General features: G+C 32.6%; 17 protein-coding genes and 1 riboswitch. Of the genes, 4 read left to right on the top strand and 13 right to left on the bottom strand.

What is annotated here, in order from left to right:
• Nucleotides 1–195 precede the first annotated feature (195 nt).
• On the top strand, nt 196–855 hold the full coding sequence (locus AC4FQ3_RS13795) for an alpha/beta hydrolase family protein (protein ID WP_491182216.1): 660 nt from the start codon (nt 196–198) through the stop codon (nt 853–855).
• A gap of 339 nt (nt 856–1194) precedes the next feature.
• On the opposite strand, the gene AC4FQ3_RS13790 is transcribed toward AC4FQ3_RS13795, so the two are convergent.
• Nucleotides 1195–1710 carry a hypothetical protein gene (locus AC4FQ3_RS13790; protein ID WP_042567304.1) on the bottom strand — a complete coding sequence of 172 codons (516 nt, stop codon included), beginning with the start codon at nt 1708–1710 and terminating at the stop codon, nt 1195–1197.
• Between the two features lie 166 nt (nt 1711–1876).
• Here AC4FQ3_RS13790 and rpmH point away from each other — a divergent pair, with 166 nt between their 5' ends.
• The gene (gene rpmH, locus AC4FQ3_RS13785) at nt 1877–2038 is read left to right on the top strand and encodes a 50S ribosomal protein L34 (RefSeq protein WP_008464848.1); all 162 of its coding nucleotides are present in this window, start codon (nt 1877–1879) and stop codon (nt 2036–2038) included.
• A 146-nt stretch (nt 2039–2184) separates the two neighbouring features.
• Nucleotides 2185–5040, top strand: a complete 2856-nt coding sequence (gene carB, locus AC4FQ3_RS13780; RefSeq protein ID WP_491182215.1) for a carbamoyl-phosphate synthase large subunit — start codon at nt 2185–2187, stop codon at nt 5038–5040.
• Between the two features lie 97 nt (nt 5041–5137).
• Here the strand turns inward: carB and yiaA are convergent, their stop codons facing one another.
• The 6 genes from yiaA to AC4FQ3_RS13750 form a co-directional block, all read right to left on the bottom strand.
• Entirely contained in the window at nt 5138–5533 is a 396-nt protein-coding gene (yiaA, locus tag AC4FQ3_RS13775; RefSeq protein WP_042567307.1) for an inner membrane protein YiaA, read from the bottom strand.
• A gap of 179 nt (nt 5534–5712) precedes the next feature.
• The gene (locus AC4FQ3_RS13770) at nt 5713–7299 is read right to left on the bottom strand and encodes a zinc-dependent metalloprotease (protein ID WP_491182214.1); all 1587 of its coding nucleotides are present in this window, start codon (nt 7297–7299) and stop codon (nt 5713–5715) included.
• Between the two features lie 266 nt (nt 7300–7565).
• Entirely contained in the window at nt 7566–8102 is a 537-nt protein-coding gene (locus tag AC4FQ3_RS13765; protein ID WP_491182213.1) for a GFO_1091 family lipoprotein, read from the bottom strand.
• A 2-nt stretch (nt 8103–8104) separates the two neighbouring features.
• On the bottom strand, nt 8105–8632 hold the full coding sequence (locus AC4FQ3_RS13760; RefSeq protein ID WP_042567309.1) for a GFO_1090 family protein: 528 nt from the start codon (nt 8630–8632) through the stop codon (nt 8105–8107).
• A gap of 14 nt (nt 8633–8646) precedes the next feature.
• Nucleotides 8647–9105 (bottom strand): PG0215 family putative anti-sigma factor, encoded by a 459-nt coding sequence (locus AC4FQ3_RS13755; RefSeq protein ID WP_073396542.1) that lies wholly within the window; start codon nt 9103–9105, stop codon nt 8647–8649.
• Complete coding sequence (locus AC4FQ3_RS13750; RefSeq protein WP_073396545.1) at nt 9092–9601, bottom strand: GFO_1088 family ECF-type sigma factor; 510 nt, start codon at nt 9599–9601, stop codon at nt 9092–9094. The genes AC4FQ3_RS13755 and AC4FQ3_RS13750 overlap by 14 nt, the downstream gene beginning before the upstream one ends.
• A gap of 245 nt (nt 9602–9846) precedes the next feature.
• On the opposite strand from AC4FQ3_RS13750, the gene AC4FQ3_RS13745 reads away from it, so the two are divergent.
• Nucleotides 9847–11319 carry a GFO_1087 family putative carboxy terminal peptidase gene (locus AC4FQ3_RS13745; protein WP_491182212.1) on the top strand — a complete coding sequence of 491 codons (1473 nt, stop codon included), beginning with the start codon at nt 9847–9849 and terminating at the stop codon, nt 11317–11319.
• Nucleotides 11320–11437: 118 nt separating this feature from the next.
• Here AC4FQ3_RS13745 and AC4FQ3_RS13740 read toward each other — a convergent pair whose 3' ends face one another.
• The 6 genes from AC4FQ3_RS13740 to cobT form a co-directional block, all read right to left on the bottom strand.
• The gene (locus AC4FQ3_RS13740; RefSeq protein ID WP_491182211.1) at nt 11438–12508 is read right to left on the bottom strand and encodes a YncE family protein; all 1071 of its coding nucleotides are present in this window, start codon (nt 12506–12508) and stop codon (nt 11438–11440) included.
• 5 nt (nt 12509–12513) lie between these two features.
• Nucleotides 12514–14376, bottom strand: a complete 1863-nt coding sequence (locus AC4FQ3_RS13735; protein WP_491182210.1) for a TonB-dependent receptor plug domain-containing protein — start codon at nt 14374–14376, stop codon at nt 12514–12516.
• Nucleotides 14377–14403: 27 nt separating this feature from the next.
• Nucleotides 14404–14603, bottom strand: a riboswitch (cobalamin riboswitch).
• Between the two features lie 67 nt (nt 14604–14670).
• Nucleotides 14671–15207, bottom strand: a complete 537-nt coding sequence (gene cobC, locus AC4FQ3_RS13730; RefSeq protein WP_491182209.1) for an alpha-ribazole phosphatase family protein — start codon at nt 15205–15207, stop codon at nt 14671–14673.
• Nucleotides 15192–15983 carry an adenosylcobinamide-GDP ribazoletransferase gene (locus AC4FQ3_RS13725; RefSeq protein ID WP_491182208.1) on the bottom strand — a complete coding sequence of 264 codons (792 nt, stop codon included), beginning with the start codon at nt 15981–15983 and terminating at the stop codon, nt 15192–15194. Before AC4FQ3_RS13725 ends, cobC begins: the two co-directional genes overlap by 16 nt.
• A gap of 318 nt (nt 15984–16301) precedes the next feature.
• Entirely contained in the window at nt 16302–16742 is a 441-nt protein-coding gene (gene tnpA, locus AC4FQ3_RS13720) for an IS200/IS605 family transposase (protein ID WP_491182207.1), read from the bottom strand.
• Nucleotides 16743–16756: 14 nt separating this feature from the next.
• A complete protein-coding gene (gene cobT / locus AC4FQ3_RS13715) occupies nt 16757–18433 on the bottom strand; it encodes a nicotinate-nucleotide--dimethylbenzimidazole phosphoribosyltransferase (protein WP_491182206.1) in 1677 nt (558 codons plus the stop codon).
• Nucleotides 18434–18585: the final 152 nt, after the last annotated feature.

The following is an 18585-nucleotide window of genomic DNA, read 5'->3' as shown; positions in this document are numbered from 1 at the left end:
TGTTATTTAGATTACAAAGGTAATCATTTGATTCTCAATATTAAATTATTTTTTTGGAGATGCAGTTTTCTCAGGCTTTACTTACTTTTTGTAATTTAAATAAGTTTAATTTGTAATTATGGCGTAAGATTTGTTGTGCATATTGCTAAAAAAAGTAATTTTAGAATAAATTTAAAAGCTACAATTTCTGAACTAATGAGTAAAATTCCTGTCTATTTTATGCCTGGTTTGGCTGCAAGTTCGACTATTTTTGAAAGAATCAATTTAGATGAATCTGTTTTCGAAATGTGTTTATTGGAATGGGAAATTCCACATCCAAAGGAATCCTTGTCTGATTATGCACTTCGGATTGCAAAAAACATCAAACATGAAAATCCAGTTTTAATTGGAGTATCTTTTGGAGGAATTCTGGTTCAGGAAATAGCAAAACATATTGATACCCGAAAGGTTATAATTATTTCGAGCGTCAGAAGCAATTTAGAATTTCCGAGAAGAATGAAAATTGGAAAAACGACAAAAGCCTACAAATTGATTCCGATGAAATTGATTTTGAATATCGAGAATCTTGCAAAATATTCCTTTGGAGAAAAAGTCAACAAACGAATAAAGTTATACGAAAAATTTCTTGCCATGCGCGATATCCGCTATTTACAATGGGCAGTCGAAAATGTGATTTTATGGGATAGGAATCAAATCGATGAAAATATAATTCATATTCATGGTGATCAGGACGAAGTTTTTCCTATAAAATATATCAAAAGCTGCATTATCGTAAAAGGCGGAACTCATATCATGATTCTTAATAAATACAAATGGCTGAATGAGAATTTGCCATCTATTATATTGGAAGATTAATTCCAAAATTCCAATTTTTTGGCGGTTCGATATCTTTGTCAAAGTTTAAAACTTTGACAAAGATTTACGCGCAAAGTTATTACTCGCAATCTTGTCATCCCGAGGAACGAGGGATCTCCGCAAGAAACTCCGCAATCAAAATCGCCAATCTTTGTAGAGTTACGAGTGTGATTTCTCTCTTCGGTCGAAATGACAAACTAAACGGTATTCTTTCCAATAGAAGAAAAATCTAAAATCTAAACTCAGAAATCTAAAACAAAAAAAATCCCAAACACCAGTAAATTGGAATTTAGGATTTTGATATTGTAATTTAAAAATGATATTGTAATTTAAAGAAATTTAAATTTTCTTCATTTGTTCTTTCATCATTGTGATTTGCTCTTTCAACATTCCTTGTTTGTCCAGTTTCTTAGCTTCGTTCAATAAATTAGTTGCTTCAAGCTTTCTTCTGCGTGACATTGCCACTCCTGCAAGGTTTAATTTTGCTACGGCCAAATCCATATCCATTGATAATCCAAGTTCGATAGCTTTTTTGAAATGTTTCTCAGCCTGATTGATATTAGTTTGAGATAACATGATTCCGTGAAGGTAATTAAAATATCCTTGTTGTTTTCTAACCAATGCTGCTTCGGGATTTTTAATGTATGCCAGCCATTTTTTAGCTCCTTCAAAGTCTTGTTTTCTTAATTTAAGGAAGGCTAAAAGGATGAATTCGTTTTTAAAGTAAAGAAAAATCGGAATTGCAGTAAGTAAAATAAGGAAAATTCCATTTCCGATATTACTTTCTGTAAATTGCCAAATGCCAGCAACTACAAGAAGTCCGGCCAAAATAAGTTTAATATTTTTGTGAAACATAATAGATGTATATTTGTGATTGCAAATATAGTAAAATGAATTAAAAATATTTTTATTAAAGTACTTGCGGGAAAAAAAAGTCTTTGTATATTTGCACTCGGTTTTCGAATAACGATATTCAAAAACAGAAAAGAGATATTAGACACCATTTTAAAGATACAAAGCAATGAGCAAAAGAACATTTCAACCATCGAAAAGAAAAAGAAGAAATAAGCACGGATTTATGGACAGAATGGCTTCTGCGAATGGAAGAAAAGTTCTAGCGCGTAGAAGAGCAAAAGGAAGACATAAATTAACTGTTTCTAGCGAACCTAGACACAAAAAATAATGTTTCTATAAACATAAATAAGGCGTTACTTTTTTAGTATCGCCTTTTTTTATACCTTGTCAGTAAAAAAACTTGCAACATTCTAGTTTTTAATGTACTACAGATCATTTTTGAAATACCATATATAACTACACAATACAAATAAAATGCCTAAAGACACATCAATAAAATCAGTTTTAATAATAGGGTCAGGACCTATTGTTATTGGTCAAGCTTGCGAATTTGATTATGCCGGATCTCAATCTGCACGTTCTATTCGCGAAGAAGGAATTGAAGTTATCTTGATAAACTCAAATCCAGCGACAATTATGACCGACCCTACTATGGCCGATCATGTTTATCTAAAACCATTAACGACAAAATCGATTATTGAAATTCTGAAGGAACATCCACAAATTGATGCTGTTTTGCCTACAATGGGAGGACAAACAGCTTTGAATTTATGTTTGGAAGCTGATGAAAAAGGAATTTGGCAGGATTTCGGAGTAAGATTAATCGGTGTTGATGTAAATGCTATTAATATTACCGAGGACAGAGAGCAATTTAAACAATTGCTTCAAAAAATAAATGTACCTACTGCACCAGCAAAAACAGCTACTTCTTTCCTTGAAGGAAAAGAAATTGCTCAGGAATTTGGATTTCCGTTAGTAATTCGTCCTTCGTTTACTTTAGGAGGAACCGGAGCGGCTTTTGTTCATAGCAAAGAAGAATTTGACGAAAAACTAACCTACGGATTAGAAATGTCACCAATTCACGAAGTCCTAATTGACAAAGCTTTGTTAGGATGGAAAGAATACGAATTAGAACTTTTAAGAGATAAAAATGATAATGTGGTGATTATCTGTTCGATCGAAAATATGGATCCAATGGGAATTCATACCGGAGATTCGATTACAGTTGCACCAGCAATGACATTATCTGATACTACTTTCCAAAAATTACGTGACTATGCGATCTTGATGATGCGTAGTATCGGAAATTTTGCGGGAGGTTGTAACGTACAATTCGCAGTTTCACCAGATGAAAAAGAAGATATTGTAGCAATCGAGATTAATCCTCGTGTCTCACGTTCATCTGCTTTAGCATCAAAAGCGACTGGTTACCCAATTGCTAAAATCGCTTCTAAACTAGCTTTAGGATACAACTTAGATGAATTGCAAAACCAAATTACAAAATCGACTTCGGCTCTTTTTGAACCGACATTGGATTATGTAATTGTTAAAATACCACGTTGGAACTTCGATAAATTTGAAGGTGCTGACAGAACTTTAGGTCTTCAGATGAAATCTGTTGGTGAGGTAATGGGAATTGGACGTTCGTTCCAGGAAGCTTTACACAAAGCAACTCAATCATTAGAAATCAAAAGAAATGGTTTAGGTGCTGATGGAAAAGGATATACCAATTATGAACAGATTATCGAGAAACTAACTTTTGCAAGTTGGGATCGTGTTTTTGTAATTTATGACGCAATTGCAATGGGAATTCCGTTGAGCCGTATTCATGAAATCACAAAAATCGATATGTGGTTCTTGAAACAATACGAGGAGCTTTATACTTTAGAAAAAGAAATTTCGAACTATAAAATTTCTAATCTTCCAAAAGAATTATTGCTTGAAGCGAAACAAAAAGGTTTTGCCGACAGACAAATTGCTCACATGATGAATTGTCTGGAAAGTGAAGTTCACACTTTGCGTATGGATCAAAACATCAACCGCGTGTTTAAACTGGTTGATACTTGTGCGGCAGAGTTTAAAGCATTGACACCTTATTACTACTCAACTTTTGAGGCAGAAATAGAAAAAGCAAACGGCGAGCGTTATGTAGATAACGAAAGTATTGTTACAGATAAAAAGAAAATCATCGTTCTTGGTTCAGGACCAAACAGAATTGGACAAGGAATTGAGTTTGATTATTCTTGTGTGCACGGAGTTTTGGCTGCAAAAGAATGTGGTTACGAAACCATCATGATCAATTGTAATCCTGAAACGGTTTCGACAGATTTTGATACGGCTGATAAATTATACTTCGAGCCTGTTTTCTGGGAACATATTTACGACATTATTCAGCATGAAAAACCAGAAGGGGTTATTGTACAGTTAGGTGGGCAAACAGCTTTGAAACTAGCTGAAAAATTATCTAAATACGGAGTAAAAATCATCGGAACTAGTTTTGATGCACTTGACTTAGCGGAAGACAGAGGACGTTTCTCAGATTTATTAAGAGAATTACATATTCCTTTCCCACAATTCGGAATCGCCGAAACGGCTGATGAAGCTTCTGCACTTGCTGATACTCTTGACTTCCCATTATTGATTCGTCCTTCTTATGTATTAGGAGGTCAGGGAATGAAAATTGTAATCAACAAAAAAGAGTTAGAAGAACACGTTATCAATTTGTTGAAAACGATTCCAGGAAATAAATTACTTCTTGATCATTATTTAGCCGGAGCAATAGAAGCAGAAGCTGATGCCATTTGTGATGCTGATGGAAATGTTTACATCATCGGAATTATGGAGCATATCGAACCTTGCGGAGTTCACTCTGGAGATAGTAATGCTACTTTGCCTCCTTTTAACTTAGGAGAATTCGTAATGCAGCAAATAAAAGATCATACGGTGAAAATCGCAAGAGCGCTGAAAACAGTTGGTTTAATTAATATTCAGTTTGCGATAAAAGACGATACGGTTTATATTATCGAAGCAAATCCAAGAGCATCGAGAACGGTACCGTTTATTGCAAAAGCTTATGGAGAGCCTTATGTAAACTACGCTACAAAAGTAATGTTAGGACACAATAAAGTAACTGATTTTGACTTTAATCCGCAATTGAAAGGATACGCGATTAAACAACCGGTTTTCTCTTTCAGTAAATTCCAAAATGTAAACAAAGCACTAGGACCTGAAATGAAATCAACCGGAGAAAGTATCTTATTTATTGATGACTTAAAAGACGATCAATTCTACGAATTGTACTCTAGAAGAAAAATGTATTTGAGTAAATAATCTCAAATTCTTATATAAAAAAAGCTCCATAAATTTTATGGAGCTTTTTCGTTTTAACTTGGAAGTTGGTTTTTATCTGAATTATAATTTCAAAAGATTATTCATTAGAAAATGACATATTATCTCTTGTGTTTTTTTGTACTGAAATAGCGCCAAACAGTGCTAATAAAAATGCAAATGCATAGAAACCTTTTTCACTTGGTAGAATTGTTGCATTCCAAAGTCCAATTACCAATAATACAATTGACAAAAGAGTTCCAAACCAGCAAATTCCATAATACATATCTGTTACCGGAAGTTTTTCAAGTCTGTCTCTTACACTTTTTTGTAGTGAAACTACAGCAAACAGACCAAACATTAGAACTGTAAAATAGTATCCTTTTTCGTTTAAAAGCATTTCGGCTCTGGCTAGACCAACAATGTATCCAATCATTCCGGCTCCAAGTGCAACCCAAGATGCTGCAATAAAGGCATTCGATGTTTTTTGTACCATATTTATTATTTTTGGTTAAGTAACAAATATAGTTAAATTCATTTCAGTTTAAAATAAATTGCATTGAATATTATTAAGTTTAATCTTTCAAATATTATAAGAAAAAAGCTCCAATTGCGGAGCTTTTTGTTTGCTAATTCCTAAGATATGATATTTAGCAGTAATAATTTAAGTCAATTTTAATTTTTAATAATCTTATGGGTTTCCAATTGTCCGTTTTTAATTAGTTGTAAAAAGTAATATCCATTTTTCAGATTGGTCATATCAAGTTCAGAAAATTTATTTGTTTTTCTTTCTGTTTTTAAATTTCCTGTATCATCATATAGTTTTAATTCTAAAATGTCATTACCGGATTTTCTTTGAAATAATGATTCCTGACTTTCTTGAATATTTAGAACTGAGGAGACTGGATTGGGATATACGACAAAACTACTTGATCCTCCGTTTTCGCAGGAACTGATGACGGTAACATAATATTGAAGCCATTCAGAAAAACCACAGCTATTACTGGCTCTCACCTTAAAAGCTACATAATTAAATGGTGGCGCAAAATTAAGAGAAATTAGAATTTCATCGCCTTGCATACTTGCATAATGATTATCTGTAATGCTTTCTATCTCCCAGGTTGTATAAAGATCCTGACCTTTTATAGTCGCTCTAAAAAAGTTGTTTTCTGTAGTACTAAGATCACGACACATTGTAAAGTCTTCATTACTGTTGTAATTAATATACGGCACGCCTATCCAGACACTATCTCTTATAGTTTGATATGGAAGTATAGCATCGACATATCCGGCTTCACTAGCAACCCAGGAGCCGGATGGTTTTACAGTTATACTGGTATTGTCTGAGGATAGAATTTGTAAATTGGGTGAAACTTGCCAGGCGACAGAATTCCCTCCGTTTTGTAATGTATAAGTGCTTCCTGCTGTATTACTGCAAAATTGTGCGCTGCCTGTAAGAGTTGGAATAGAACAGCTGGTGCTAATCGTATTTCTTAAGAGCTGAAAACTGTTGATTGCGCTTCTCATTCTTAATCCCTGATCAGGTGTAAAATGATCGGTGAAGGGATAATAAGACATTATATTCGTAAGATCGGGATTGTATCCATTGTTATTATAACTATCAGCATCTGCAGGTGTGTCGCAAACCTGATCACCACAAGAATAACAATTAGAACCATTAATTGCTTCAGCACATCCATCAGTATTAGGTTTTGTTCCTTGAAACGTATGCCATAAATTTAAGCAATGCCCCATTTCATGTGAAGAAACCTCAGATAATGCATAATCTTTTCTGATTACTAATCTGTTCGAAGGTATACTAATTGCAGTTCCTGCTATGAATCCTTCCGGTGTGTTCCATAGTCTGTCAACAATATAGTAATTTATTGAATTTGACAGATTATTAGTTTGGGCAAGATTTTCGGATTCTTGTTTATTATCTATTTGTTGATAATTTGTGTTATTAATAAAGTCATAACCCTCATTCACAAAATAAATGTTATGTGAATTATAAAATTGGTTCAGGTTGTTTATTATGCTTGACAATTGATTTACCTGAATTCCGCCATTTCCGGAATTGTCCCTTACAATATGAAAATAAACATTAATGCAATAAGAAGCACTTTGTGCGGCAGCTAATTCTGAAACAGTAAATGTTTTTTTTGCAGCAGAGGAAGCGACTGTAGAAGTTCCACAGACATGCTGGCTATAGATGTAGGAATTGATACTGAAAAGAAGCAGGAAGAGTAATTTTTTTTTCATAATTTAAAAGTTAAGTTAATACGAATATTTTAGGATTAGAAATTGTATTAAAAATAACAAATAAATTCATACATTTAGTTAAATTGATAATATTATATAAGTTAATATTTATTTTTTTTAACTAATTAGATGTGATTTTGATTATAAAAAATCCTTTAAGCCTTATGATGCTTATGTTTTTTGCTGATCTGGATTTCAATTTAATCTAAAACAAAAAAGCTCCAATATTGGAGCTTTTTTTGTTTTTAAAGTAAGTAAAGGATGTATTATTTAACCAATTGCTGCAAAGGCTTTAATTGTTCCATATCTATATTTGATTCCTTCAAAACAGACATTAACGTCATAATATTGTTGGGATTCATGTTTTTTCCTAACACGCGGACTACTGCAAAACCATTTTCTTTTCTATTGGCAAAAACCACAAATTCTTCTATGTTTTCATCAGTACCAACATAACTTATCGAAGCACCGTCTTTACCTGATCCAAAAGACATTAATTTTTGATATTTTGGATTTGTCAAAATAGCTTTAACTTTTGTTCTTTCGGTTTCAAATTGCGCCTGATTTTTATCATTTGCCTTGAATGCCAGAATATTCATCTTGTCAAAAGATTTTAAGGCTTCTGTTTGTTCGGCTGATAATTTTGCTTTTTCTAAGTTTAAAATACTGGGCGAAACATCAAGGGCAATAAAATCTTTGTTCTCTGTGTTTTCTACAAAATACTTTTGTAATGAAGGTTCAGAATTGCAACTTATTAAAGTTGCAATTGCTAAAATGGCCGAGGTAAAAACGTTTAGTTTCATGATTATTTTTTGTTTTTAGACGCTTTTTTCAAGTCAGAACCTCCAGGAAGCTGCATTTTATCTGTAAGTACAGAGATTTCGTTGATGTCAAAATTACCAGTTAAAGATAATAAGACCGTTTCTTCGTTTTTGGCGCCGTCAATAAACATTAGTAATTCTTTAACCTGAGTGTCGCTGGCACCTGATTTTACTAATATTTTTACATTTCTTCCGCTGTCATTTACTCGCATTAACTCTTCTAAACCTGCAGTTTTTATATATTTATCTGCAGAAGCTTTCATGTCGGCTTCAATTTTAGGGTTTTTGGTTGTAAATACTTTTAAATAGTCTAGTTTTTTGATCAGGCTAATATATTGTTGCATTTCTTTGTCTGAAGCATCAACTTTTACCTTACTCATTAAATCAAACATTTTTTTGTTTACAATTACCGAGGTTACATCGTCCTGACCATCATATTTATCAAATGCACTTTGTGCATAAAAAGTAGTGGTAACGAATGCGAAAACTAGTGTTATAATTAAATTTCTCATTTTGATTGATTTTTTTATTGTTTAAAAATTTTGTTTTTTGATTGTTCGTATTCTTTAATGTATTGTACACTTTCGATACCTACATTAACATTATTTGATAATAAGGCCAAAGCTTTTTGCGTTGCTTTCAGCGCTTCTTCCGGATCATCATAGGTTCCTAATTCTGATTGCGCTACAACCGAGGCTGTATTTTTTTCGCTTACATAAAAATAGGTTCCAATTGACAGTAAAACAACAACAGAAGCTGCAATTGATAACCACGCCACATTTCGTTTTTTAGTTTTTAGTGGAATATTTTGCGTTGATTTTTGTTGTTTTACCTGAGAGAAATAACCAAACATTGGTTTGTATTGCTCCAAATGCTGCGCAACATTCGGTGAAGAAAAATATTCTTTTAATTCTTTTTCTTCGGCAATAGTAGTTTCTCCCTGAAAGTATTTTTCTAATATATCTTCTATTTTATTTAATTCCATAACGGTGTGTATTAAGCATTGATTCTCTAATTTTTTTTCTCGCTCTCGAAAGTGCTACTCGTATAGCCGTTTCATTCATGTCGACAATTTTCGCAATTTCATCAAATTCATATTGTTCAACATCGCGTAACTGAATTAATATTTGCTGCTGTTCCGGCAACTGACTCATTATTTTTTCTACCCATTCTAAACTGTCAATGTCTTCTAATTGTTTATCTAATTGAGGTTCTCTGTCGGTAAAATTATTATGTACAATTTTAAGGTTCCCGGCTCTTTTAGATTTTAATTGATCGAGACAATAATTTTTGGTCATTGTCATTGCTACGGCTTCAATATTATTATAGGCATCGAGATTGTCTTTTTTGTTCCATAATTTCACCATTACTTCCTGAGTTGCATCTTCAGCTTCCTCGGTGCTGGTAAGTAATCTTTTTGCCAGACGAAAAACTTTGTCTTTAAAAGGATTAATTAATTCTATAAACACAATTTGGTTCATCTGTGGTTACTTTTTTTGGTTTTTGGTTAGAAAGGACTAAATATTTAATCTTTTACAGTAAATTTTTAGTCAGTCTTTATTTTTATAAACAAACCTTTTATAGAGTGTTTATATAGTCAAGACGAGGCACAATTATTTTTGTTACAACCAAATTGTTATTTTTTTCAATAAAAAAGCAACAAACTTATAAATGTTAAAACTAAAGATAGTATTTTTACGTTAATAGAATATCGAAACATATTTTTATGAAAACAATATTAAGAAGTGTCCTGCTAATTTTTTTATTAGCTTTTTCTTTGCAATCCTGTGAAGATGAGGACGATGTTGCCGCACCCGCTGATTTGCAGGTAAACGATTTTGTCTGGAGAGGATTAAATCAAGTTTATCTGTGGCAGGCTGATGTACCTAATTTAGCTGATGATCGTTTTGCAAATAAAGATGCCTTTAATTCATTTTTAGCGGGCTATTCAAAACCAGAGGAATTGTTTGAGGATTTATTAAATAAGCCGGTAAGCAAATATCCAATTAATGCCATTGACCGTTTTAGCTGGATTGTTGATGATTATACTGTTTTAGAACAGGAACTTAACGGTATCAGTAAAAACAATGGAGTTGATTTCAGGCTTACCAGAGTTTCGGAAGGATCTAATGATTTAGTAGGTTATGTGCGTTATATTATTGCTAATTCTGATGCTTCAACAAAAGATGTTAAAAGAGGTTATTTTTTTACTGCTGTAAACGGAACAAAACTTACGGCTTCAAACTACGAAGCCCTATTGCTAAATAGTGACAGCTATACTTTAAATTTTGCTGACTATAATGGATCTACATTTGTTTTAAACGGAAAATCAGTTAGTCTGACAAAAACAACTTTAGAAGAAAACCCAATTTTAATTAATAAGGTAATAAATTCAAACGAACACAAAATTGGCTATTTAATGTACAATGGCTTTTATGCTGACTATGACGCCAGATTAAATGAAGCTTTTGGAGAATTAAAAGCACAAGGTGTTACTGACTTAGTTTTAGATTTAAGATATAATGGTGGAGGATCTGTTCGTACCGCAACACGTTTGGCAAGTTTAATTACAGGTCAGTTTGATGGTAAGATTTTCTCAAAAAGGCAATACAATATTAAATTAATGGCCAGCATGAGTACGGATGAGTTAGAAACCTTAAACGACAGATTTGTAAATAATATTGATGGAACTGCATTAAACAGTTTAAACCTTTCTAAAGTTTATATTTTAACGACTGATAATACGGCATCTGCAAGTGAATTGGTTATCAATGGATTAAAACCTTATATTAATGTGGTTCAGATTGGTGAAACAACAATTGGTAAAAATGTTGGTTCTTTTACAGTTTATGACTCAGAAACTTTAACCAAAACTAAAGTAAATCCAAATCATAAATATGCCATGCAGCCACTGGTTTTAAAAATTGCCAATTCAGAAGATTTTGGAGATTATACAAGCGGTTTAACACCTACTTATTTACAACAGGAATTCGTAACCAGTTACGGTGTTTTAGGAGAAACAAACGAACCTTTCCTGGCTACAGCGATATCTAAAATTACCGGTGTAACAGCAAAAAGAATTCAGGACGATAAAGAATTAGTTTTACCTTATTTTAGTGATTCCAAAAAAATAAACGGAGTAAGAAATGAAATGTATTTGGAAACTGCTCCTAAAGAATTTCTAAAGGAATTAAGATAAGAGATTAAAATACGATGATATAAAAAAGGCTTTCAGAAATGAAAGCCTTTTTTTTCCAAAAAAAATAAAAAAAATAAAGTAAATTGATTGCTCTGAAAATATTCTTCCAGCTATTTTATTAGTTATTGAAATAAAAACCGTTTGGTAATATCCCAACGCCAAGTTCACTAGTAATTGTTCCTGTTAAAGAATAGATATAAGCATTTCCAGGATCTTGATAATTTCCTGCATCAGCGATGTAGATATTATCGTTTTTTACAGCAAAACCATATAGCGTACTAACTTTTGCAGCTTTAAATATTTCAGCAGTTGGTAATGTGGTAGAAGTTGTCGAAGTTGTATAAACATTACTGTCTACAGTATAATATATTTTACTGTTATTAATATCCATAAAACCAGGATGTGTTACATCTGGGAAAGTAAGAGTTGATGCAATAGTATTGTTGCTCAGGTTAACTTTTACAATTTTACCAGTAGTTTCCGGTGCTGCATAAGAAGGTCTTCCATCACATAAAACATATAAGGTTCCATTATCTTTTACCAATGCACTAGGAACATCTCCAACTTCAAAGTTTGTTACAACTGCATTAGTAGCAGAGTTAATTACTGTCAATGAATTTCCTTGGCCATAGCCACCTTTGTGTGCTACATACAGTTTTCCGTCATTTTCAATAATTTTTTCAGGACCTTCAACTACAGAAATTAATGAAGAACTTATAGTATTTGTAGCAAGATCAAGTACTGCTACATAATCATCTGTAGTAACTAGCGGATCTCCCCAGTTTGTGATATATCCTTTTCCGTTTGCAAAAGCAATAAATCTCGGATTGTTTAGGTTTGTAGTTATTGTGGTAATGCTTTTAAAAGTATATCTGTTAACAACTTCAATTTTGTTTGATGCGTTTACAACTATATAAGCCAAATCACCATTAAAAACAATACATATAGGAGTATCTCCGGTTACTTTTCCCGGGTTTGCTAATGAAAATACATCGTTTTCGATTTGTAAATCATCAGATAAATATGAAATAGCACCGTTTGGAGTTCCAAAATTACCTTCGTTAACAATAAATAATCCGCCATCATAATCACCGCGTGCCTCTTGAGTATTGTCATCATCATTGCTACATGACACAAAAAATGCTGAGCTTACTAGGACAGCTAAAAATAGTTTATTGAATCTTTTCATGGTATTTAAAAATTAAGGTTTATGTATATAGAATAATTTCTTCCGGGCATTTGTCTGCTTGTAACAGGTTGGTAATTTTCGTTCCAAACATTTAGTACCTGAAATCCAAGTTTATAACTCTTCTTTTTGCCAAAATCATAGTCAATTCCAACATTCCCAATGTTATAATCTTTAACCTTAGTTGCAGGATTATTAAAAGGTGTTGTATAGGCATCTCCGTTATATAAATACTGAAAATAAGAAGAGAATTTTTTCCAATTGTAAGAGACAGATCCTGTCAGTTTATGGTAAGGAACATATATCAATTGCTTGTAAATTAATTCACCTGCAATCAATTGTTCGCTTTCTGAAACTGTATAGGCGTACGTTCCATTAATTGTAAAATTATTGTTTGCTATTTTTGGTTTCCATTCTAAAATTACTTCAGCACCATAAGCCCTTACTTTATCAGTGTTTTCCGGAGACCACACATCTCCGCCGCCTTGTGAGGGAACCCAACGCAATAAATTTTTAATAGAATTGTAATAAGCCGTTACTGATACTGAAAAATCTTTGGTAAAAAATTCATTGCCAATTTCAGCCTGATAAGAAGTTTCGGGTTTTAAATCAGGATTACCGCTTCCTTCCCAAAACAAATCATTATAAGTAGGCATTCTGAAGTTTTTTGAAGCATTTATTTTTACACGGTAAAAGTCAGTAAACTGATAACGTGTTCCAAACGAAAAAAGAAATGGATTTCCGTAATTGTCTGTTACTTCCTGACGAATACTCGCATTATAATCCCATTTGTCACTTAGTGAATGACTTAATAATATACTCGCAGAGCCTATTTCTCTTTTTACATTGTCAATACTCGATCCATATCCTTTATTGCGATTATAATCTACAATCGAGTTTAGTTTAATTTTATCATTTACATCAAACGCCAAATCATATTTTATAAGAGAAGTTTCAACTTTTCCGTAAGTGAATAATTCTGAAGTAATACTAGGATAGTATTTATAGGATTCTCCAATATGAGCAATTTTCAATTTTGATGTAAAACGATTAAAAAGACTTTCCCATTCTAATAAATTTCGGGTATTAAAATCATCATATTTGGTTTTGGAACCATTAGGAGAAGTCAAAGAAAAATGACGTTCAGAATCGTAAAACTGGCTATAAGCCTTTAATGTGTTTTTAGAATCAATTTTATAACCAAAAGTGGTATTCATACTAGTATTATAGTATTCACCATTTGTGTTTCTCTGATTTGTATTGCCCGGATATTTAAAATCATTATCAGAACTGTTTCTGGAAATACTTATCTGAAGACTATATTTATCTGATGCAACGATAGTACGATAATTGGCGCTCAAAGTATTATAACTTCCTAAGCTAAAAAATACCTGATTTGAGAATTCCTTTTTAAATCGTAAATCATTATTTAGGTGAATACTTCCACCAATGGCACTGCTTCCGTATAGAACACTTCCGCCTCCGGCTTTTACAGTTATAGAATTGAAATCTCTTGTTCCGATAGTATTAAAATCTGCCTGACCTAAAAACTGAGAATTTATATTTATACCGTTCCAGATAACAGCAGTTTGCGCTCCTGTTGTTCCTCTAAAAGAGGGAGCCGAAGTCATTCCCAAACCGTTTTCTTTAAAATAAATAACCGTATTATAGTTTAAAAGTGAAGTTAAAGAAGGCTGATTTTTATTGATAACAGAATCATTTAAAACCTGAACCGATTGTGAGCTGGAGTATTTTTTTAGATTGACATCAGAAACAATAACTTCCTTAAGTTTTGTAATAGAGTCATTTTGCGCCGAAATAAATTGGCACAACAATAGAAAACAAAATGCAAAACGTTTTTTTAAAGTCATAATTTCTACACTCTTTTTCCCGAGAGCTCGATATTTGTTATAAAGGCAGGTCTCCTGGCTTGCGTCTTATTGTTTACCTTCCCACCCGCCGGGGCGAGCAGTGGTTTGTAGATAACAATAAGCATTCATTTAGAACTTAGCTTACAGTTGCGGGAACAGCTCAAGATTTATACTTGATTCCCTTTTAATGTGTTTAATTAAACACAACCTTAATTTGGCGCAAAGATAAAGGTAAAATCATCGAATTTTCAAATTTGTTTCATTTTTTATATCAAATTCTAAACAAAACGACCTTTAAAGTACTATTTTTATTACTTGTCCAAAATCAACTTTATTAGTAAAAGCATCTTTTAGGGGTAAAAAAGTATGATGGCATAAAATGCTTCTAATTACGCCGGCATGAGAAATAATAATTATTGGCTGTTTTATTTCTTCTGAAATTTGATCTGATAAAAAGGCTACAACTCTTTTATGTAATTCAACAAAAGATTCTCCGTTTAAAGCCGGAATATTAACAAAATCCTCCATCCACGGATTCAGTTGTTCGGGCAGAATATCATTCCAGTTTTTCATTTCCCAATCGCCAAAATTCATTTCCATCAATCGTTTGTCTTCCTGATAAGAAACAGTTTTTATTCTTTTTTGAATGTGTTTTGCTAAAATGGAGCATCTTTTTAACGGACTTGAAAATATAATGGCTTCAGCCGGTAATTGCGAAATGATGTTTTCGAAAACCAAATCAAAAGGCTCAGCAATAGCAACATCCGATTGTCCGTAACAAACTCCTTTTTTACAAATAGTTTCGGTATGGCGAACTAGATAAATTTCCATAGAAAAAGAATACTTAAATAGTAAATAACTTCACAAACCTGTTGCGTTGCACCAAGACAATCTCCCGTATATCCATCAATCCATTTTTGGAAATAGCGAGCCAAGAAATAACGAGTGAGGAAAACTGGAATTATCGCAAACAAAATTTTATACTGAAAAAAAGCAAGTGCCAACAAAGGAATTAATCCGAAGAAGAAAGCACCAAAAACTTCTTTCCAACTATGCTTATTTGCGATTGGCTTACTTTTGCTCGAAGCATCATCGCGCGAATATTCATGTGTAAAAATGATCGAAATTGCAGCTAAACGACTTAAAGAATGAGCCGAAATAAACAAAAGAAAAATAAGAAGATGAGAATTATCAGTGGTAAAAAGCAAAATACCTTCTGAAAGTAATTTGAATTTTAATAAAAAAAGCAAAACCAAACCAATTGCCCCATAAGCGCCAATAGCACTGTCTTTCATAATGATGAGGATTTTTTCTTTTGTCCATCCTCCGCCAAAACCATCACAAACATCTGCAAAACCATCTTCGTGAAAAGCTCCCGTCGTTAAAATAGAAGTGATAATTGCAAAAATAACGGCAGTTTCTGTGGATAGAAAAAAAGAAAAAAGATAGAAAGTTAAAAATGAAATGCTTCCAACAATCCATCCTATAAAAGGAAAGTAACGAGTAGCTTTATTTAAATATTCAGGATTATGATCGATGTTTTTGGGACAGGGAATTCGGGTGTAAAACATTAAACAGGTAAAGAAGATATGTAGTTCTTTTTTCATTGATATTTAGGTATATTATTTGGCTAAAGCCATTTCTCATTGCAAACTTTATAACCCCAGATAAATCTGGGGGCTATTCAAAAAGATCATTAATGGACTTGTGTTAGAATAGATTTGGTTCAGATTTATTTGTATTTTACTTATTTCAAATTTTAATTCTCCAATAATCCCAGACAAATCTGGAGGCAATTCAATAGTAGATTGTCAATAAAGATTGGCAGAATGTTATTAAATTTAATTATAGGTTTCAATATTGAATAGCCCCCAGATTTATCTGGGGGATTAAATTTTATAATGGGAAATGGCTTTAGCCAAATTCTATTTATTCAATATTTTTTGAAATCCAAATTTCATTATAAATTCATCGTATTCTTCCTGAAAAGTTTTTTTCTGATGATGAATTTCTTGATTTTTAATATAATCTCTCACTTTATCAACAACCGATTCTGAAACCGAAACAGCAAAATATTCATCCTGCCATTCAAATCTTTCTTTTGTTAATTGATTTTTATTAATCCAAAAAGAAGATTCACCTTTAATTAATTGTATTATTTTTTTAATATTTTGTTCGACTCCCAATGAAATTAAACAATGACAATGATCTGAAAAACCATTTATAAAATCAATGTAAATTCCTTTTTCTTTTGCATTTTCTTTAATGTGATTCCAAACTTTCTCTCGTAATTCAATAGAATTCAAATATGGGAATCTATTTTTTGTACTCCACACAAAATGGATGTAAACTTTTATAAATGGCATGTATAATATTTTTTTTATTTCCTACTAACCCCCGCACTTTCAAAACTAGCCATTTCATTCAAAAAAGCTTCGGCCGATTTTAAAATAGGAAAAGCAATCGCACAGCCTGTTCCTTCACCTAGGCGCAAATCTAGATTTAAAATAGGTTTTGCATGTAAATAATCAAGTAATTTTTGATGTGCTTTTTCGGCAGAACAATGGCAGAAAACAGCATTTTTATGAATATCAGAATTTATTTTCGAAGCGATTAAAAAAGCCACGCTGCAAATAAAACCATCAACCAGAATTATCATTTTATTTTCAAAAGCGGTTAACATTCCACTTGCCATTTGTATGATTTCGAAACCGCCAAAATAAGCCAATTGCTGCATTAATTCGGCTTGACCGGAATAATTATCAATTGCTTTTTGAAGTATATTTTGTTTTTGAAGTAATTTTTCAGCTTCAACTCCAGTTCCTTTTCCCACACATTCTTCAATAGAAAAACCAGTTAAAAGACTCATTAAAATTGAAGCTGTTGAGGTATTGCCAATACCCATTTCGCCAAAACCAATGCAATTTGAATTTGTTTTTGCAATATCATCAACAATAGATTTTCCTTTTTCAAAACACAATTGTAATTCCGTTTCACTCATTGCCGGTGCGTGCAGAAACGATTGTGTTCCTTTTGCAATTTTAGCATTGATTAAATTAGCATTTGTTGGAAAATCGTAGTTTACGCCAGCGTCTACAATAGATAACTGAATATTATTTTGATTGCAAAAAACATTGATTGCTGCACCGCCTTCGAGAAAATTACCAACCATTTGGCGGGTCACATCTTGCGGATAAGCGCTTACACCATGATTTGCGATTCCGTGATCTGCGGCAAAAACCACAATGTTTGGGTTTGTAATTTTAGGATTTAAGGTTTCAAAAACCGTTGCCATCTGAAAAGCCAAAGTTTCTAAAGTTCCTAAAGAACCAACTGGTTTGGTTTTAGAATCTATTTTTTCCTGTAGAAGTTTAGCAAAGTCATTTTTGGTATCAGATTTTTTTGTTTTTAATTGAAAATCTAAAACACGACTTTCAACCACATTTTTGATTTCTTTGCAATCCGGAGCTTCCGATTTCTGCTTCCAGTGCAACTGCTGCAGCATCGGCTGGTTATTGTAATTCGTTGCCGGTTTTCCAATGCAGAAATAGCCCAAAGGTTCAATGTTTTCAGGTAAATCAAGGATTTTTTTAAACTGATAATAGTTCAGGATCGAAACCCAGCCCATTCCGTAACCTTGTTCTGTAAGCGAAAGCCAAATATTTTGTGCAGCACAAACCGAACTAAATTTTACTGCCTCATTGCTGCCAACAGTTCCAATGGTAAACTGATTTAAAACAGATCTGTCATACGCAATAATAAGTCCGATTGGAGCTTCTTCAATCGCTTCGAGTTTTAACGATCTGTAATGTTCTTTTTGTTCCGGATTATCGGTGAGTTCTTCGGCTTTTTTATTATAATCTAAAAATAGTTCTTTAATAGCACTTTTTACTTCTGCCGATTTAATGATGAAATATCTCGTAGCATCCGTCAATCCAACCGAAGGCGCCCAATGTCCAGCCTGCAAAGCTTTTTCGATTACTTCGTCAGGAACTTCATCAGTTGTAAAATGTCGGGTATCGCGACGGGATTTTAATATATCATCTAAATGGCTCATAATTTATAAAATTACAATTTTTAAATTCCAAATATGTGGGAAATTCTAATAAAAAAAATCCAAATTCCAAAAAAGGAAATATTAATACAATTTGAAAATTTAGTACATAAGTAAAGATAAACTATAGCTTTGGAATTTGGAATTTTAAAAAT

It is taken from the genome of Flavobacterium sp. AK-345 (genome assembly GCF_058310175.1).
Note: the sequence above shows the minus strand (reverse complement) of the source record. Positions and strands in the feature narration are given on the sequence as shown.